We start from the raw sequence: 15467 nt of genomic DNA on the forward strand, positions 1-15467 counted from the left end.
TCGAGCGCCGGCTTTCCGGTTCATGCGCACGAAGATGAATATTACCCCCGTGACGGCTCTCTTTCAGGAGTAAGTGACGAGTAAGTGACCCTCGCACCGCACGGATTCGCAGGGTCGGCGAAATGCCTGGAAAATCGCCCGGCACGGCACCGGGATCACAGAGCGGCCCGCGCATGACCAGGTGCGCAGGTGTCGGTGAATGGCGTGCGCGCCAGTCTTTGGCAAGGTGACACGGCACCGGAAGCAGTCGGTCGGCTGCCCGCAGTTTGCGCGCACCATGACGATTCTGCGGGCGCCGGGCAACTCACCGTCCCCGGCTGTCCCGGCCTTTCGGGGGTTTTGCCAGCCAGGTCAGGCCAGCAAATCCACCAGCGTGCGGGCTATCACCTTGGTGGCACGGCGCAGGTCTTCCAGCTCCAGCCGCTCGTCGGCGCGCTTGGCGTGCGATTCGAGCACGGTGCGCGGCCCGGCGCCGTAGATCACACCCGGCACGCCGGCCTCGGCGTACAGGCGCACATCGGTATACAGCGGCGTGCCCATGGCCGGGATCTTCTGGCCGAACAGCGCCTCGCCATGCTTCTGGATCGCGTCCACCAGAGGCATGTTGCCCGCCAGCGGCTTCATCGAGTTGGCCAGCAGCAGCCGCTTGATGTTCACGGTGATGCCCGCACAGCCGGCAGCGGCGTCGGCAATCACCTGGCGGATGGTGGCTTCGACTTCGACCGGGTTTTCTTCCGGGATCATGCGGCGGTCCAGCTTGAAGGTCACCTTGCCGGGCACGACGTTGGTGTTGGTCCCGCCCTCGATGCGGCCGACGTTCAGGTAGGGATGGCTGATGCCCGCGACCCCGGAGGTGACCTTGCGGTATAGCGCGTTTTGCGCATACAGGGCATTGAGGATATGCACCGCGCCCTGCAGCGCGTCAACGCCGGTGTCGGGAATGGCTGCGTGGGCCATCTTGCCGTGCACGGTGACTTCCATCTGCAGGCAGCCATTGTGGGCGGTCACGACTTCATACGAAAAGCCCGCCGCGATCATCAGGTCGGGGTGGGTCAGGCCCTGGCGCAGCAGCCAGCCCGGCCCCATTTCGCCGCCAAACTCTTCGTCATAGGTGAAGTGCAGCTCGACACCGCCTTTCAGTGGCGCGCCCAGTGCCTCAAGTGCCCGCACGGCAAAGGTGAAGCTGGCGAAATCGCATTTGCTGACGGCCGCGGCGCGCCCGTAAATCCTGCCGTCTTCGATCTCGCCGCCATACGGGTCTTTGGTCCAGCCCTCGCCGGGCGGCACCACATCGCCGTGGGCATTGAGTGCAATCGTCCGTCCTTCGCCGGGTTTCGAATACCGGCGGCGCACGATCAGGTTGGTGATGGACTCAAGTCCATAGGCCCGGACATCGGCCTCGGGCACGGGGTGCTTTTCAGCCTCAAAGCCAAAGGCCTGGAGCAGCTCGGCGGTGCGCTCGGCGTGTGGCGCGTTGTTGCCCGGCGGCGTGTCGGTGGGTACGCGTATGAGTTCCTGAAGGAATCGCACTTCCTCGTCGAAGTGGTCGTCGATCCAGCGGTCAAGCTGCTTGTAGGCGGTGTCGGAGTTCGTGTTGGTATCGGTGTTGGTGTTGGTGGTCATGGGGTTTCCAAAGCCAGGTTGGCCAGCAGGCGCTGGAAGGCGTCCGCGGCGAGCTGAATGTCGTCGCTGGTGGTGCTCTCCAGCGGGTTGTGGCTGATGCCGGAATTCTCGCCGCGCACAAACAGCATCGCCTGCGGCATCACCTTGTGCAGTTTCATGGCGTCGTGGCCGGCGCCGCTGGGCATGCGGTAAAGCGGAACGCCCATGGGATCCACGGCAGCTTCCCAGCGTCGCTGCCATTCGGGTGCGCTGGGCGCGGCGGCCGCGCGCTCGGTCAGCTCCAGCGTGTAGTGCACGCCGCGGCGCTCGCAAATGGTTTTGAGCTGCGCCAGCACATCGGCGACCAATGCATCGCGCTGCGCATCCACGGGTGCGCGCATGTCGAGCGAAAACAGGCACCGGCCCGGCACCACATTGATGGAGCCGTTCGGCACCTGCAGCATGCCGACGGTGCCGACCGAATCGCCGTCCTCGGCGGCCCGATTTTCTACATGGAGCGCGAGCTCGGCCACGGCGGTGGCTGCGTCGCGGCGGCGGTTCATCGGTGTGGTGCCGGCGTGGCTGGCCATTCCGATAATTTCGCCCAGGTAACGCACACTGCCGTTGATCGAGGTGACGATGCCCAGCGGAAGGTCCAGCTCATTGAGCACCGGCCCCTGCTCAATGTGGACTTCGACAAAGCCGAGGTAGTTGCCTGCCTGCCGCTTGATCTTCACGATGTCCGCGGGTTGTAGTCCGGCGTTGTGCATGGCTTCGCGCATGGTGATGCCGTCAGCGTCCTTCTGGTCCAGCCACTCGGGCTTGAAGTCGCCGATCAGCGCGCCCGACCCCAGGAAGGTGGCCTTGTAACGCTGGCCTTCCTCTTCTGCAAAGCCGATCACTTCCAGGTTGAAGGGAAGTCGCTTGCCCTGGCGGTGCAGTTCGCGCACGCAGGCCATGGGCACAAAAATGCCGAGCCGGCCGTCGTACTTGCCGCCGTTGCGTACCGTGTCGTAATGGCTGCCCGTCAGCAGGGTTTTCGCGTCGGGGGTGGCGGCCTTGTAAACGCCCACCACATTGCCCACGGCATCGATGCCCACCTCGTCAAAGCCGCAGTCCCGCATGGTCTTGCTGATGAACTGTGCGCAGGCGCGGTGTGCGTCGGTGAGGTAGGTCACCGTCAGCTGGCCTTTTTCGGCGTAGCCCGGGTCGCTGTATTGGGCCAGTTGCTCATGCCAGTCCCAGACGTCGTTGCCCAGCGCTGGCTCTGCCGCGAACTTGTCATTGAGCCGGAGTTCGACCACGCGGTGGATATTGCGCAGGCATTCCTGTAATTCGAAGTCGGGGTGGTTTTGCAGGCGCCTGGCAAAGGTCTCGATGATCTGCTGCCTGTTCAGCCCGTTGCCGCGCGGGCCGCGCACCGCGAGGATGAAGGGAAAGCCGAATTTGGCGTTGTAGTCCGTGTTGAGCTGCTGCAGGGTTTCAAACTCCTGCTGCGTGCAGTGCGTGAGGCCTGCCTTGCCCTGTTCGTGGGCTGATTCGGCCGTGAGGCTCTGGCTGACCATGGCCTTGCCGGCCAGTTCAGGGTGAGCCTGGATGAGGCGGATCTGCGCGTCCTTGTCGGCGTCGTGCAGCACGCGGGTCATCGCGTGTTTCAGGTGTGCCAGCGAGTGGAAAGGGCGCGCGTCCAGTGCTTTTTCGGCGACCCACGGCGAGTGTTCGTACAGGCCGTCCAGCAGCACCATCGCTTCGGCGCGGGAGGCGCGATTGACTTGTTCCAGGGTGATGGCCATGGCTGGGTTCCCTTTCATGCTGGATACGGATGGGTCTGCTGCCAGTGCCGGGCAATATCAATGCGGCGGCATACCCAGACGCGGTCGTGCTGCTGCACATGGTCCAGAAAGCGCTGCAGCGCAACGATGCGCCCGGGGCGCCCAAGCAGCCGGCAATGCATGCCGATGCTGAGCATCTTCGGTGCCTCGTCGCCTTCGGCGTAGAGCGCGTCAAAGCTGTCCTTCAGGTAGGTGAAGAAATCGTTGCCCTGCGAAAACCCCTGGGGCAGGGAAAATCGCATGTCGTTAGTGTCCAGCGTGTAGGGCACCACCAGGCGTGGCACTACCGTGCCGTCGGTGCGCGCTACCTTCATCCAGAAGGGCAGGTCGTCGCCGTAGTAGTCGCTGTCGTAGGCCAGCTGGCCGTCATCGGCGACCAGGCGGCGCGTGCGCGGGCTGTCGCGGCCGGTGTACCAGCCCAAAGGGCGGGTGCCGGTGAGTTGTTCGATGGCCTCCAGCCCCAGGCGCATGTGCTCGCGCTCGGTGGCTTCGTCCACATTCTGGTAGCTGATCCAGCGCCAGCCGTGGCAGGCGATTTCATGGCCCAGCTCAACGAAGGCCGCGGTCAGTTCAGGGTGGCGCTGCAGCGCCATGCCGACGCCAAACACGGTCAGCGGCAGCTTGCGCTTTTCAAATTCGCGCAGGATGCGCCACACGCCCACACGCGAGCCATATTCGTAAATACCTTCCATGCTCAGGTGGCGGTCGGCAAAGCTGGCCGGGTTGAACATTTCGGAGAGGAACTGCTCGGAGCCTGGATCGCCATGCAGCACGGCGTTTTCGCCGCCTTCCTCGTAGTTCAGGACAAACTGCACGGCAATGCGCGCCTGGCCTGGCCACCGGGCATGCGGCGGGTTGCGGCCGTAACCGACCAAATCACGGGGATAGGGTGCAGTGGAATCGTAGGTGTTCATGACAGTGCCATCGAAATATCGTTGGTGGGTACCTTGCGGTCAAAGGCCAGGTTTTGCTCGACGTGCAGCAAATGCTCGGTCATCAGGCGCACGGCAAGCGCTTCGTCTTTAGCCGCCAGGGCCTTGACGATTTCGGCGTGTTCGTCGTTGGAGTGTTCGGCGGCGCTGGCCGTCTGGTACATCAGGGTAATGAGCGCGCAGCGCGAAATCAGCTCGCCGAGTATTTGAGCCAGAACCTCGTTGCCCATGAGTTCGGCCATGCGCACATGGAAGTCACCCAGCAGTTCGGTGCGGCCGGGCACATCATTGCGCTCAACGGCCGATTTTTCCTGGTTGACATGGTCCTTGAGCGCCTTGATCTTGGCGGGCGTGACATCGCGAACAAAGGCTCGCGTCATTTCAGCCTCCAGCATGCGCCGCACCGCAAATACCTGCCGGGCTTCGGGCACCGAGGGTGCGGCCACGAATGCGCCGCGGGCGGGCTCCAGGCGGATCAGGCGGTTTTGGGACAGCTGGAACAGTGCCTGCCGCACCAGCGTGCGCGACACGCCGAAATGATCGGCCAGTTTTTGTTCGGCCAGCTTGGTGCCCGGGTGCAGCCGGTGCTCCACAATGGCCTTGGTCAGGGCTTCGACGATGGCATGGGTGGTGGATGATTCCATGCGGACATCATAGCCCCAAATCCAAAAACTGTATACAATTTTGGTAAACCATTTTTCTCAGCCTTTCACAACCCAACCCTGAAGGAATGCCATGGGCCTGAGCACACATGTACTGGACACCATGCACGGCACGCCGGCGGGCGGCATGCGGGTGGCACTGTTCACCACACGCAGCGGTCAGGCCACGCTGGTGAAAAGCTTCGACCTTGATGATGACGGCCGCTATCCGGGCGGTCTGCTGTACGACAGCACCACGCTGCAAGCCGGCACCTACCGGCTGGTGTTTGATGTGGCGGCGTATTTCAGGGCAAAGGGGGCGGTGCTGCCCGAGCCGCCCTTTCTGGATCAGGTCACACTGGATTTCGGCGTGGCCGATCCCAGCCAGCACTACCACGTGCCCCTGCTGGTCAGCCCCTGGAGCTACTCGACCTACCGCGGGAGCTGAGCGAGGCGCACGGCGGCTGTCACGCCGCTGTCATGCTGCCGTCATGGGCGGCGACGACAATCCGCCGGTTGCCACTTTTTTGGGTTCTACATGAATGACACGTCCACGGGCGCCCTGAGCCGCCGCCAAGCCCTGCTGTTATCTGCAGGTACTGCCGCCAGTCTGGTGCTTCCCGCAGCGCGGGCGCAAGGCCCTTCCGCCTATCCCGACCGCGCCGTCAAGATCGTGGTGCCTTTTGCACCGGGCGCCGGTACCGACGCCATGGCGCGCCTGGTCGCACAAAAGCTTGGCGAAGTCATGAACGCCACCTTTGTGGTGGACAACAAGGCCGGCGCGTCCGGCGCGATTGGCACGCAGTATGTGGCCCAGGCTCCGGCCGATGGCTACACCCTGCTGCTGGTGGCCTCGCCGTTCACCACGGTGGCGGCATCGCTGCCCAGCGCCAACTACGACCCGCTGCGCCAATTCACGCCGGTCGGCATGATCGCCAGCGGCCCGCTGGTCTGGGCGGCCAACGCCCAGTTGCCGGTCAGCAACATGAAAGAGCTGGTCAAACTGGCCCGGCAGCGGCCGGGTGCCCTCAACTACGGCTCGGCCGGCGCGGGGGGCGTCAACCACCTGGTGCTGGAACTGCTGAAGGCGCGCACCGGCACCTTCATCACGCATATTCCTTACCGCGGCGTGGCACCCGCCACCATGGACATGATTGGTGGGCAAATCCAGCTTGTCACCGGCACCATTCCCGCCCTGTTGCCTTTCATCAGGAATGGCAGCATCAAGCCCCTGGCCGTCACGAGCGCCAAGCGTTCCAGTGCGTTGCCCGATGTGCCCAGCATGACCGAGGCCGGCATGCCCGGTATCGATGTGGTGAACTATTTCGCGTTGATGGCGCCCATGGGCACGCCCGTGCCCATCGTCAATGCCCTGAACGCCGCCATCAACAAGGTGGTGGCGCTGCCCGACGTGCTCGCCCGCTTCAAGGCCGACGCCGTGGAGCCCGCACCCGGCTCGCCCGCGCTGCTGGGCCACTTCATCGAAGCCGACTACCGCGCCTGGCGCAACGTCGTGAAGACGCAAAACCTCAAAATAGAGTGACCCCCACGCTTGCTCACTTCGTGTAGCCGCTGCCCCCTGAGGGGGCCGCCCGCCTGCGGCCCGGCAAAGCCGGTTCCGCGGCTCAGGCTAGGTTGAAGATCCCTCTTTGTCGCTCTTTCATATCCGGTCCTCCTGGCTTGTCGAAGGATGGCCCCAGGGCGCTCCAAGCGCGATGCGCAGCGAGCCGTCCAATACCAGCAGGGGCCGCGGGACTGGCTTTGCCAGACCGCAGGCGCAGCGGCCCCCTCGGGGGGCAGGGAGCTACACGCAGTGAGCGACCGTGGGGGCTCTAGCGTGGGGGCTCTAGTTCTGCCCTTCGGTCAGCGTATCCAGCTGAAACTTGCCGCTTTTATGCCACAGCCAGGTGTCGGTATAAACCACCTTGCCCAGCCGGGTGGGCGCGGGGAAGGGTGAGGCCTCCTTGATGGTGCGCTCGATTTCCGCGACCACCTCCGGCGCATGGCGCGGCGCACGCATCCAGTCCAGGCGGGTCACGCGGCCGGCGCGGTCTATCTCCACGTTCAGCACACCGATGGCGTAGAGCAGCGGCGGCATTCTGCCCTTGTAAATACGGTCGGCATTGAGGCCGTAGATATGCGTGGCGCCGTCTTCCCGGTAGGCGCGCGGCGAGCTTGCCGAAGAGCTTCGGGCCGAGCCTTTCCGGGCGGCAACAGGACCGGTCACCGGCGTGTCGGGCTCCTTCGGTGGAGCGGGAGGAGGAGTCACTTCAGGGGCGGTTTTGCAGGCATTGAGCAGCGCAGCCACTGAAGCGGCGAGGAGTGCCAGCAGCCAGTGGCGGCGCAGTGTGGGGTCGGGCGTGTCGTGTCTCATGATGTGCAGGTCAGCTATTGCTATCGTTATTTTCAGGGCTCTTGTCCGGACAGGTCCTGGGAGCGGGCGGCGTCTTTGGCTATTACCGCAGTACCCGGTCGTGCCAGGTGGTGCTAAGGTAGGGGTTCAGCCTGTGGCTGGGTGCGGTGTGCCGGATGGTTCCTTGAGTTCATGCAGTTGCTGTTTCGCTGACTATTTTGCCCACTATTTGATCAACTGACCTGGCCAACTCGTCACCAATGGTTTCCAGCAACACAAGCCCACTCATCGACATCTTCCTGGCCCGGCTGGCCCATGAGCCGGCGGTGCTGGTGCGGGTGGCCTCGACCCAGGGCTCCGTTCCGCGCGAGGCCGGCACCTGGATGGCCGTGTTTGCCGATACCCTGGTGGGCACGATAGGCGGCGGTCACCTGGAGTACGAAGCCATCGCCAAGGCGCGTGCGCAATTGCGGGGCGAGGGCGTGCAAGGGAAATCGGCGAAAGAGGCCGCCAGCCCGGAACCCCCGGTGCGCTTTGCGCTGGGGCCGGCGCTGGGCCAGTGCTGCGGCGGCGTGGTGCATCTTCGTTTCGAGAGGGTCGGCGCGCATGATGTGCCCGCGCTGGCGCGAGGCCTGGCCGATGAACTGGCCGGCCGGCTGGTGCCGGTGGCGCTGTTTGGCGGCGGCCATGTGGGCCATGCGCTGGTGCGAGTGCTGGCGCCGCTGCCATTTCGGCTCACCTGGATCGACAGCCGCGACGAGGTCTTCCCCGACGAGGTACCGGAACGCGTCGTGTGCGAGTATTCCGGGCCGGTGCAGGCGGCCGTTCCCGGACTGGCGCCGCAGTCGCGCGTGCTCATCATGAGTTTCAGCCACGCGGAGGACCTGGATGTGGTGGCGGCCTGCCTGAAGCGCCAGCGCGAGAAGGCTGACTTGCCTTTCATCGGCCTGATCGGCAGCAAAACCAAGTGGGCGGTGTTTCAACATCGACTGGAGGCGCGGGGCTTCACGCCGGCCGAGCTGGCACAGGTGACCTGCCCGATCGGCGTGCCCGGTATCAGCGGCAAGGAGCCGGAAGTGATCGCGGTCGCCGTGGCGGCCCAGCTGTTGCAAACCGTCAACGCGGCCTGAGAGAGTGAGAGTTTTTCGATTTCACTCCCTCTCCCTCTGGGAGAGGGCGGGGGTGAGGGCCGGCGAGTGGCCACAACACTGGAGCACAGCCCCTCACCCCAACCCTCTCCCCAAAGGGGCGAGGGAGGAAATGCCGTCGCTTCGAATAACTCTCAGCCTCTGAGCCGGTGCCGCTCGAACTTTGCGACGGCCGGCAAACCCGATAAACTAGCGCTATCAGGCCGCAGCGGAGCCGGGAAACGACTGTTTCTTTTGTTCGCGGCCTAATTTCTGCTTACAGCGCCCGCAGTGGTGAGCAGGTTTGCATAGGTTGAGAGATATGGAAAACTACCTTCTCGACTGGGCCAACCTGCTGCTGCGCTGGGTCCATGTCATCACCGCCATCGCCTGGGTCGGTTCCTCGTTTTATTTTGTCTTTCTCGATTCCAGCCTGACGCCGCCGGAAGACGAAGACCTGAAGCGACAGGGTGTCAGCGGCGAGCTCTGGGCGGTGCACGGCGGCGGGTTTTATCACCCGGTCAAGTTCGCGGTCAAACCGCCGCAGTTGCCGGCGCACCTGCACTGGTTTTACTGGGAAAGCTACAGCACCTGGTTGTCGGGTTTTGCGCTCTTCACCATCTCCTACCTCTGGAACGCCGGCACCTACCTGATCGACAAGTCCCTGATGAACTGGTCGACGGGTGCGGCTGTCGGTGTGGCGCTGTCTTTCCTGGTGGTGTTCTGGATGCTGTATGACGGCATCTGCCAGCTGTGGGGCCAGCGCAAAAATGGCGATGCCGTGGTGGGGGCGCTGGTTGCGCTGCTGGTGGTCATCGCGTCCTGGCTCGCCTGCCACTGGTTTGCCGGGCGCGCGGCTTTCCTGCTGGTGGGCGCCATGGTGGCCACGGCCATGAGCGCCAATGTCTTTTTCTGGATCATCCCGGGCCAGCGCAAGGTGATTGCAAGCATCAAGGCCGGTGAGCCGGTGGACCCGGTGCACGGCCTGCGCGGCAAGCAGCGCAGCGTGCACAACACCTACTTCACGCTGCCGGTGCTGTTTGCCATGCTGAGCAACCACTACAGTTTTACCTGGAGTCATCCGCAGAACTGGCTGGTGCTCATCCTGATGATGCTGGCCGGCGCCGCCATCCGCCAGTTCTTTGTGCTGCGCCATGGCTACAAGCTGGGCCGCAACCGCCACCCGCTGCCTTATGCGCTGACCGGGGTGGCGGTAATCATCGGCGCGATCGTCTGGATGAATCCGGTTGCCACTGGATCGATGGCGACTGGCCAAAGTGGTGCGGGGGCTGACGGCGCCGGCAGTTATGCAGCGGTGCAGAAGGTGCTGGCCCAGCGCTGCTACCAGTGCCATGGCGAGCAGGTGCAGATGAAAAACGTGCGGCTGGACTCGCCGGAGCAGCTCAGCCGGCATGCGCAAGCCGTGTACCAGCAGGTCGTGGTGAGCAAGGCCATGCCCATGAACAATGCCACTGGCATGACCGACGCGGAGCGCGAGCTGCTCCGGCGGTGGTTTGAGGCGGGTGCCCGGACGCCCTGATCCGCTGATCGGCCACCACAACTGTCGCGCAGCAAGGCGCGGCGCATCTGCGTAATTTCACGTACCGGCATCGCCGGATCCCGTGCTTCAATTCGTGGCGGTTGCAGCCCCACGGCTACGGCCCGACGGTTGTAGCCGGCAGCGACCGTTCCCTATATCCCAAAGCAAAAAAAACCGGTGGTCACTGCGGCCTGTTCAGTCCGCCCGGCTGGCCACGCCCCCATGAGGAGGAGAAATCCATGATGCGTTTGCAGTTCCTGATTCATAGCCTTCGTAGCCTGGCTGTTGCCGGTGCCCTGGCCGCGCCGCTGGCAGCCCATGCCGTCCAGATCGTTGTCGGGCAGGTGGCCCCCTTGTCCGGTCTCGAGGGCACGCAGGCCCGTGCCTATTCAACCGGCATCCAGCTGGCCCTGAACAAGGCCAACAAGGCGGGCGGCGTGAATGGCCACACCTTCAGCCTGGTCCGCAAGAACGATTCGGGCAGCCCCGCTGAAAACATGGCCGCCACCCGGCAGTTGCTCGGAGAGAACCGTCCACTCGTACTGGCCGGTTATTTCGGCGACCATGTGATTGGCGAACTGGTCAGCTCCGGCCTGCTCGAAAAGGAAAATATCCCGCTGGTGGGCTACCGCGTGAACGAGATCAGGGCCGAGGCGCCCCTGCTTTATAGCGTCCGTGCGAATCTGCGCGATGAGATCAACAAGATCACCGAACATCTGGTCACGGTCGGTATCACCCGCATTGGCCTCTTTTACCAGGATGGCCCCGGCGCCGCCTCGTTGATGGCCGCGACCGACGAGGTGATGAAGAGCAAGGGCGCCCACATCACGGCCAGGGGCGCTTACGCGGCCGGCACGGCCAAGGTCCCGAATGCGGTGCTTGACACCTTCATTGCCGCGGCGCCGCAGGCGATCATCATCGTCGCCAGCGGCTCCGCGGCGGCCGCCTTTATTGAAAAATACCAGGGAGGTGGCGGCACGGCGCGCCTGTTTGCCCACTCCGGCGCAGACATAGAGCAGATCTCCAAGCGTCTGGGCGAGGCCCAGCTCAAGGGGCTGGCCATCACCCAGGTCACGCCCAACCCCTACAAGATTTCAGGCCGGTTGAACAAGGAGTTCATCGACCTGGCGGGCGGCACCCCTGACCTGGAAGTACCGGTGAGCTACGCCATGATGGAGGGCTACATTGCCGGCACGGTGATTGTGGAGGCCGTGCGGCGCATGGGGGCCCGTGTCTCCCGCGACGGGTTGGTCAAAGCGCTCGACGGTCTGGACAACTTCGACCTGGGCGGCTACAAGGTCGGCTTCAAGCCCGGCGTGCGTTCCGGCTCGCGGTTTGTGGAGCTGACCATCGTCACCGAGGCCGGACGTATCCGGCAGTGATCTGGCCGGCATGACCGCCTCAGCGCGGTCTGTCGCTGCGTGCCGGGCTGTTTTTCGTGGAGACCCGCCGCCCGCTGATGGCGGCGTTGACCAGGGGAACCCCCGCCTGAGGTCGCCAAAACGGAACTCAATGATTGTTAACTTGAAGGAAATAATGAGATAACCTGAAATGTTTTACATGCGATGGGCAATCGTTAAAGTTGTCGGCAGGACAACTCCCAACAGCCCAGGACATTTCATGAAAACGTACAAGATCGCGTGCATCCCCGGTGACGGCATCGGCAAGGAAGTGGTACCGGCCGGCCAGACCGTGCTCGAAGCACTGGCCGCCACGCAGAACAAATTCAAATTCGAGTTCACCTCGTTTGACTGGGGCGGCGACTATTTCCGCCAGCACGGCGTGATGATGCCGGAGGACGGCCTGGATGCGCTGCGCGACAAGGACGCAATCCTGTTCGGCTCCGCCGGCGACCCGCACATCCCGGACCACATCACGCTGTGGGGCCTGCGCCTGAAGATCTGCCAGGGCTTTGACCAGTACGCCAACGTGCGCCCCACGCGCATCCTGCCCGGCATCGACGGCCCCCTGAAGCGCTGCAAGCCTGAAGACCTGAACTGGGTCATCGTGCGCGAAAACTCCGAGGGCGAGTATTCGGGCGTCGGTGGCCGCGCCCACCAGGGCCATCCGATCGAGGTGGCCACTGATGTCTCGATGATGACCCGTGCCGGTGTGGAGCGCATCATGCGTTTTGCCTTCAAGCTGGCGCAATTACGCCCCCGCAAGCTGCTGACCGTGATCACCAAGTCCAATGCCCAGCGCCACGCCATGGTGATGTGGGACGAGATCGCCCTGCAGATCTCCAAAGAGTTCCCGGACGTCAAATGGGACAAGGAACTGGTGGATGCCTCGACGGCGCGCATGATCAACCGCCCGGCCTCGCTCGACACCATTGTGGCAACCAACCTGCACGCCGACATCCTGAGCGACCTGGCCGCCGCGCTGGCCGGCAGCCTGGGCATTGCGCCCACCGGCAACATTGACCCCGAACGCCGCTATCCGTCGATGTTCGAGCCCATCCATGGCTCGGCCTTCGACATCATGGGCAAGGGCCTGGCCAACCCGGTCGGCACCTTCTGGTCCTGCGTGATGATGCTTGAACACCTCGGTGAGCCTGAGGCCGCCAGGGTGTTGATGGATGCCGTGGAGGCCATCACCGCCGACCCGGCGCTGCATACCGGCGACCTGGGCGGCAAGGCCACGATGGCACAGGTCACCGAAGCCGTCTGCGCGCTTTTTGCCGCGGCCCCGGTGCGCCAGGCGGCGTGACAGGCCTGACAGACCAGACGGTAAGGGCCTGACTGGCCTGATGGATGACGAGATGGCAACAATCAACAGGAGACAAACCATGAAACAGCTTTTAAGTGCAATCGGCCTGGCCTTGCTGGCCCCGCTGGCCCTGGCGCAAGGCGCTCCGGCGACCGCGGGGCCCGGTTGCCTCGACAAGAATGTGCTGTACTGGCAGGCCTTTCCGCCTGGCGGCGAGTCCGACCTGTCGGCGCGGCATCAACAGGTTGTGCTGAAGAAAAAATGCCCCGCGATCGACACCATCATCCAGTACAAGGCCGGCGCGGGCGGCGGGCTGATGTGGGGCCAGATGAACCAGTTGCCGGGTGACGGGCTGAACGTGGTCGGCATCAACCTGCCGCATATCGTGTTCCAGCCGCTGGAGGGACAGGTGCAGTACAAGACGCAGGACATCACGCCGGTGTTCTGGTTCCACTACACGCCCGACATCCTCGTGGTGCCCGAGTCCAGCCCGATCAAGACTTTTGCCGATTTCCTCAGTGCGGCCAAGGCCAAGCCCGGCCAGCTCAGCCTGGGCGGCTCGGGCCTGAACTCGGCCAACCACGCGGCGCACGAGCGACTGAATGCGGCTTTCGGCGTCAAGACCAACTACATCCCCTACAAAGGCACGGGCGACATGGCCACGGCGGTGATCGGTTCCCAGATCGACGGTGCCATGACCTACACGCCGTTTGCCATCAGCAACAAGACCCGCCTGCGGCCGCTCGCCGTGGCCATGGAAAAACGCCACCCGCTGATGCCCGAGGTGCCCACCTTCAAGGAGCTCGGTGTGGACTGGGTCGACGGCGCCTACCGCGGCATTGGTGTGCCCAAATCCACCCCGCCCGAAGCACGCAAGCGCCTCTCGGACCTCTGGGCCGCCATGAACAACGACCCTGAAATGAAGGAGCTTGCGGCCAGGAGCGGGTTCGAGCTGGTCAATGTCGGCGCCGATCAGATGGACGCTTTCATGAAAGACAAGGTGCGGCTGTACACCGACGGCGCGCAGCGGCTGGGTCTGGGCAAGAAGTAGGCTGGGCTGCTGGCATCGGCCCCTCGGTGGGCGATTTTTCTGGAGGGATGGCTCGGCGCGGGGTAATTCACTTTTAACCGTGGCGGGGTGTTACAGGCGAGTTACGGCGGCACAATGACGGTCTGGGCGGGACAGCGGGCAGTGCCAGAAGCAGCGCTGTTCCATAAACTGCCTTCCAATAACCCGCAAGAGACATCCGAATGACCGCACCCAACCCCGCCTCCCAGCCGCGCCAGTTTCTGGAGCATCTCTACCACGCGGCAGTGCAACGCGCGCTGCCTTTGCACAACACGGCGGCGTATTTACCCAAACCACCCAAGGGCCGAACCATCGTCCTGGGTGCCGGCAAGGCCGGGGGTTCCATGGTGCAGGCGGTCGAGGCCCTCTGGCCCGCTGACGCGCCGCTGGAGGGGCTGGTGGTCACGCGCTATCACCATATTCCACCGCGGCCTGCGGGTTTGAAGCAACGCATAGAACTGGTCGAGGCGGCGCACCCGGTGCCGGATGCGGCGGGCCTGGCGGCTGCGCAGCGCATCCTCGCCATGACGCAGGGCCTGACTGCCGACGACCTGGTGCTGTGCCTGATTTCCGGTGGCGGCTCGTCTCTCCTGACATTGCCCGCCGAGGGCCTCACGCTGGAAGACAAGCAGCGCATCAACAAGGACCTGCTGAACAGCGGCGCCAACATTGGCGAGATGAATTGCGTGCGCAAGCACCTGTCGCGCATCAAGGGCGGGCGGCTGGCCGCGGCCTGTGCGCCGGCGCGCGTGATCACGCTCACCATCAGCGACGTGCCCGGCGATGACCCCTCCATCATTGCCAGCGGCCCGACCGTGCCCGATGCCAGCACCTGCGCCGAGGCTGTGGCCATCCTCGCGCGCTACGGCATCGCGATCCCGGGCGGGCTCATGAGCCTGCTGGAGCAGGGCGCGCTCGAAACGCCCAAGCCCGGCGATGCGGCCTTCAACGGCCATGAGGTCCACATGATTGCCACACCGCAGCAAAGCCTCGAAGCCGCCGCCGCCGTTGCCAGGGATGCGGGGCTGACGGCCTACATCCTCAGCGATGAGATGGAAGGCGAGTCGCGCGAAGTCGGCAAGGTGCATGCGGCACTGGCCCGCGCGGTGGCGCTCAAGGGCCAGCCTTTCCAGAAACCTTGCGTGATTCTGAGCGGTGGCGAAACCACGGTCACCATCAAAAAGCAGCCCGATGGCACCCCCAAAGGCAGGGGCGGGCGGGCCGGCGAATTCTGCATGGGGCTGGCGCTGGGGCTGCAGGGGCAGGCGGGCGTCTACGCGCTGGCCGCAGACACCGATGGCATTGACGGTGTGGAAGACAACGCGGGCGCGTTCGTCGCCCCCGACACGCTGGAACGGGCGCTGGCCAAGGGCATGAAGCTGAACCGCTACCTGGACCGCAACGATGCTTATGGCTACTTTGAGCCTCTGGGGGATCTGGTCATCACGGGGCCGACGAACACCAATGTCAATGATTTCCGGGCGATCCTGGTGCTGTAGCCCCGTGCAGCGGGGCTTCCTGGCCGGTGCCGAGCCGCCTCAAAGCGGCGAGCCTTGCAGGCCGCGCTACTGCGAGACGCAGTGGCTCTTCGTGCCGTCCAAGCCTGCGCAGGCAGGCTTGGAGCCGCGGCACTCAGCCCCCTCGGGGGCCATAAAGTCTGCG

13 protein-coding genes are annotated in these 15467 nt (G+C 64.3%); 8 read left to right on the forward strand and 5 right to left on the reverse strand.

All coding sequences use genetic code 11. The features are described from left to right. Positions 1-351: 351 nt before the first annotated feature. The 4 genes from BPRO_RS07075 to BPRO_RS07090 are packed head-to-tail and all read right to left on the reverse strand — an operon-like array spanning position 352 to position 5010. The gene (locus tag BPRO_RS07075; protein ID WP_011482370.1) at positions 352-1623 is read right to left on the reverse strand and encodes a M20 family metallopeptidase; all 1272 of its coding nucleotides are present in this window, start codon (positions 1621-1623) and stop codon (positions 352-354) included. Next, positions 1620-3395, reverse strand: coding sequence for a 2-oxo-4-hydroxy-4-carboxy-5-ureidoimidazoline decarboxylase (gene uraD / locus BPRO_RS07080; RefSeq protein WP_011482371.1), 1776 nt, complete (start codon positions 3393-3395; stop codon positions 1620-1622). Before uraD ends, BPRO_RS07075 begins: the two co-directional genes overlap by 4 nt. Positions 3396-3409: 14 nt before the next feature. Next, positions 3410-4348: an allantoinase PuuE gene (gene puuE, locus BPRO_RS07085; protein ID WP_011482372.1), complete on the reverse strand. Its 939-nt coding sequence runs from the start codon at positions 4346-4348 to the stop codon at positions 3410-3412. Then, positions 4345-5010 carry a GntR family transcriptional regulator gene (locus BPRO_RS07090; RefSeq protein ID WP_011482373.1) on the reverse strand — a complete coding sequence of 222 codons (666 nt, stop codon included), beginning with the start codon at positions 5008-5010 and terminating at the stop codon, positions 4345-4347. The genes puuE and BPRO_RS07090 overlap by 4 nt, the downstream gene beginning before the upstream one ends. Positions 5011-5101: 91 nt before the next feature. On the opposite strand from BPRO_RS07090, the gene uraH reads away from it, so the two are divergent. Together uraH and BPRO_RS07100 are read left to right on the forward strand one after the other, a co-directional pair. Further along, positions 5102-5455: a hydroxyisourate hydrolase gene (uraH, locus tag BPRO_RS07095; RefSeq protein ID WP_011482374.1), complete on the forward strand. Its 354-nt coding sequence runs from the start codon at positions 5102-5104 to the stop codon at positions 5453-5455. A 90-nt stretch (positions 5456-5545) separates the two neighbouring features. After that, complete coding sequence (locus BPRO_RS07100) at positions 5546-6550, forward strand: tripartite tricarboxylate transporter substrate binding protein (RefSeq protein WP_011482375.1); 1005 nt, start codon at positions 5546-5548, stop codon at positions 6548-6550. A gap of 303 nt (positions 6551-6853) precedes the next feature. Here the strand turns inward: BPRO_RS07100 and BPRO_RS07105 are convergent, their stop codons facing one another. Then, on the reverse strand, positions 6854-7381 hold the full coding sequence (locus BPRO_RS07105) for a hypothetical protein (RefSeq protein WP_011482376.1): 528 nt from the start codon (positions 7379-7381) through the stop codon (positions 6854-6856). A 239-nt stretch (positions 7382-7620) separates the two neighbouring features. On the opposite strand from BPRO_RS07105, the gene xdhC reads away from it, so the two are divergent. The 6 genes from xdhC (at position 7621) to BPRO_RS07135 (ending at position 15304) form a co-directional block, all read left to right on the forward strand. Then, positions 7621-8490, forward strand: coding sequence for a xanthine dehydrogenase accessory protein XdhC (gene xdhC / locus BPRO_RS07110; RefSeq protein WP_011482377.1), 870 nt, complete (start codon positions 7621-7623; stop codon positions 8488-8490). A 319-nt stretch (positions 8491-8809) separates the two neighbouring features. After that, the gene (locus BPRO_RS07115) at positions 8810-10027 is read left to right on the forward strand and encodes a urate hydroxylase PuuD (RefSeq protein WP_011482378.1); all 1218 of its coding nucleotides are present in this window, start codon (positions 8810-8812) and stop codon (positions 10025-10027) included. A 239-nt stretch (positions 10028-10266) separates the two neighbouring features. Then, positions 10267-11409, forward strand: a complete 1143-nt coding sequence (locus BPRO_RS07120) for an ABC transporter substrate-binding protein (protein ID WP_011482379.1) — start codon at positions 10267-10269, stop codon at positions 11407-11409. Positions 11410-11647: 238 nt separating this feature from the next. Continuing rightward, on the forward strand, positions 11648-12736 hold the full coding sequence (locus BPRO_RS07125; protein WP_011482380.1) for a tartrate dehydrogenase: 1089 nt from the start codon (positions 11648-11650) through the stop codon (positions 12734-12736). A 79-nt stretch (positions 12737-12815) separates the two neighbouring features. Continuing rightward, positions 12816-13787: a tripartite tricarboxylate transporter substrate binding protein gene (locus BPRO_RS07130; protein WP_011482381.1), complete on the forward strand. Its 972-nt coding sequence runs from the start codon at positions 12816-12818 to the stop codon at positions 13785-13787. A gap of 200 nt (positions 13788-13987) precedes the next feature. After that, positions 13988-15304 carry a glycerate kinase type-2 family protein gene (locus tag BPRO_RS07135; protein ID WP_011482382.1) on the forward strand — a complete coding sequence of 439 codons (1317 nt, stop codon included), beginning with the start codon at positions 13988-13990 and terminating at the stop codon, positions 15302-15304. The last annotated feature ends 163 nt before the right edge of the window (positions 15305-15467 follow it).

Origin of the sequence: Polaromonas sp. JS666, from assembly GCF_000013865.1 — a bacterium.
GTDB lineage: Bacteria > Pseudomonadota > Gammaproteobacteria > Burkholderiales > Burkholderiaceae_C > Polaromonas.

Coding starts and splice junctions, on each gene's coding strand:
- BPRO_RS07090 (WP_011482373.1), bottom strand. CDS start 5,010: ATGGAATCATCCACCACCCATGCCATCGTCGAAGCCCTGACCAAGGCC.
- BPRO_RS07135 (WP_011482382.1), top strand. CDS start 13,988: ATGACCGCACCCAACCCCGCCTCCCAGCCGCGCCAGTTTCTGGAGCAT.
- puuE (WP_011482372.1), bottom strand. CDS start 4,348: ATGAACACCTACGATTCCACTGCACCCTATCCCCGTGATTTGGTCGGT.
- BPRO_RS07105 (WP_011482376.1), bottom strand. CDS start 7,381: ATGAGACACGACACGCCCGACCCCACACTGCGCCGCCACTGGCTGCTG.
- BPRO_RS07115 (WP_011482378.1), top strand. CDS start 8,810: ATGGAAAACTACCTTCTCGACTGGGCCAACCTGCTGCTGCGCTGGGTC.
- BPRO_RS07120 (WP_011482379.1), top strand. CDS start 10,267: ATGATGCGTTTGCAGTTCCTGATTCATAGCCTTCGTAGCCTGGCTGTT.
- BPRO_RS07130 (WP_011482381.1), top strand. CDS start 12,816: ATGAAACAGCTTTTAAGTGCAATCGGCCTGGCCTTGCTGGCCCCGCTG.
- uraD (WP_011482371.1), bottom strand. CDS start 3,395: ATGGCCATCACCCTGGAACAAGTCAATCGCGCCTCCCGCGCCGAAGCG.
- BPRO_RS07125 (WP_011482380.1), top strand. CDS start 11,648: ATGAAAACGTACAAGATCGCGTGCATCCCCGGTGACGGCATCGGCAAG.
- xdhC (WP_011482377.1), top strand. CDS start 7,621: ATGGTTTCCAGCAACACAAGCCCACTCATCGACATCTTCCTGGCCCGG.
- BPRO_RS07100 (WP_011482375.1), top strand. CDS start 5,546: ATGAATGACACGTCCACGGGCGCCCTGAGCCGCCGCCAAGCCCTGCTG.
- uraH (WP_011482374.1), top strand. CDS start 5,102: ATGGGCCTGAGCACACATGTACTGGACACCATGCACGGCACGCCGGCG.
- BPRO_RS07075 (WP_011482370.1), bottom strand. CDS start 1,623: ATGACCACCAACACCAACACCGATACCAACACGAACTCCGACACCGCC.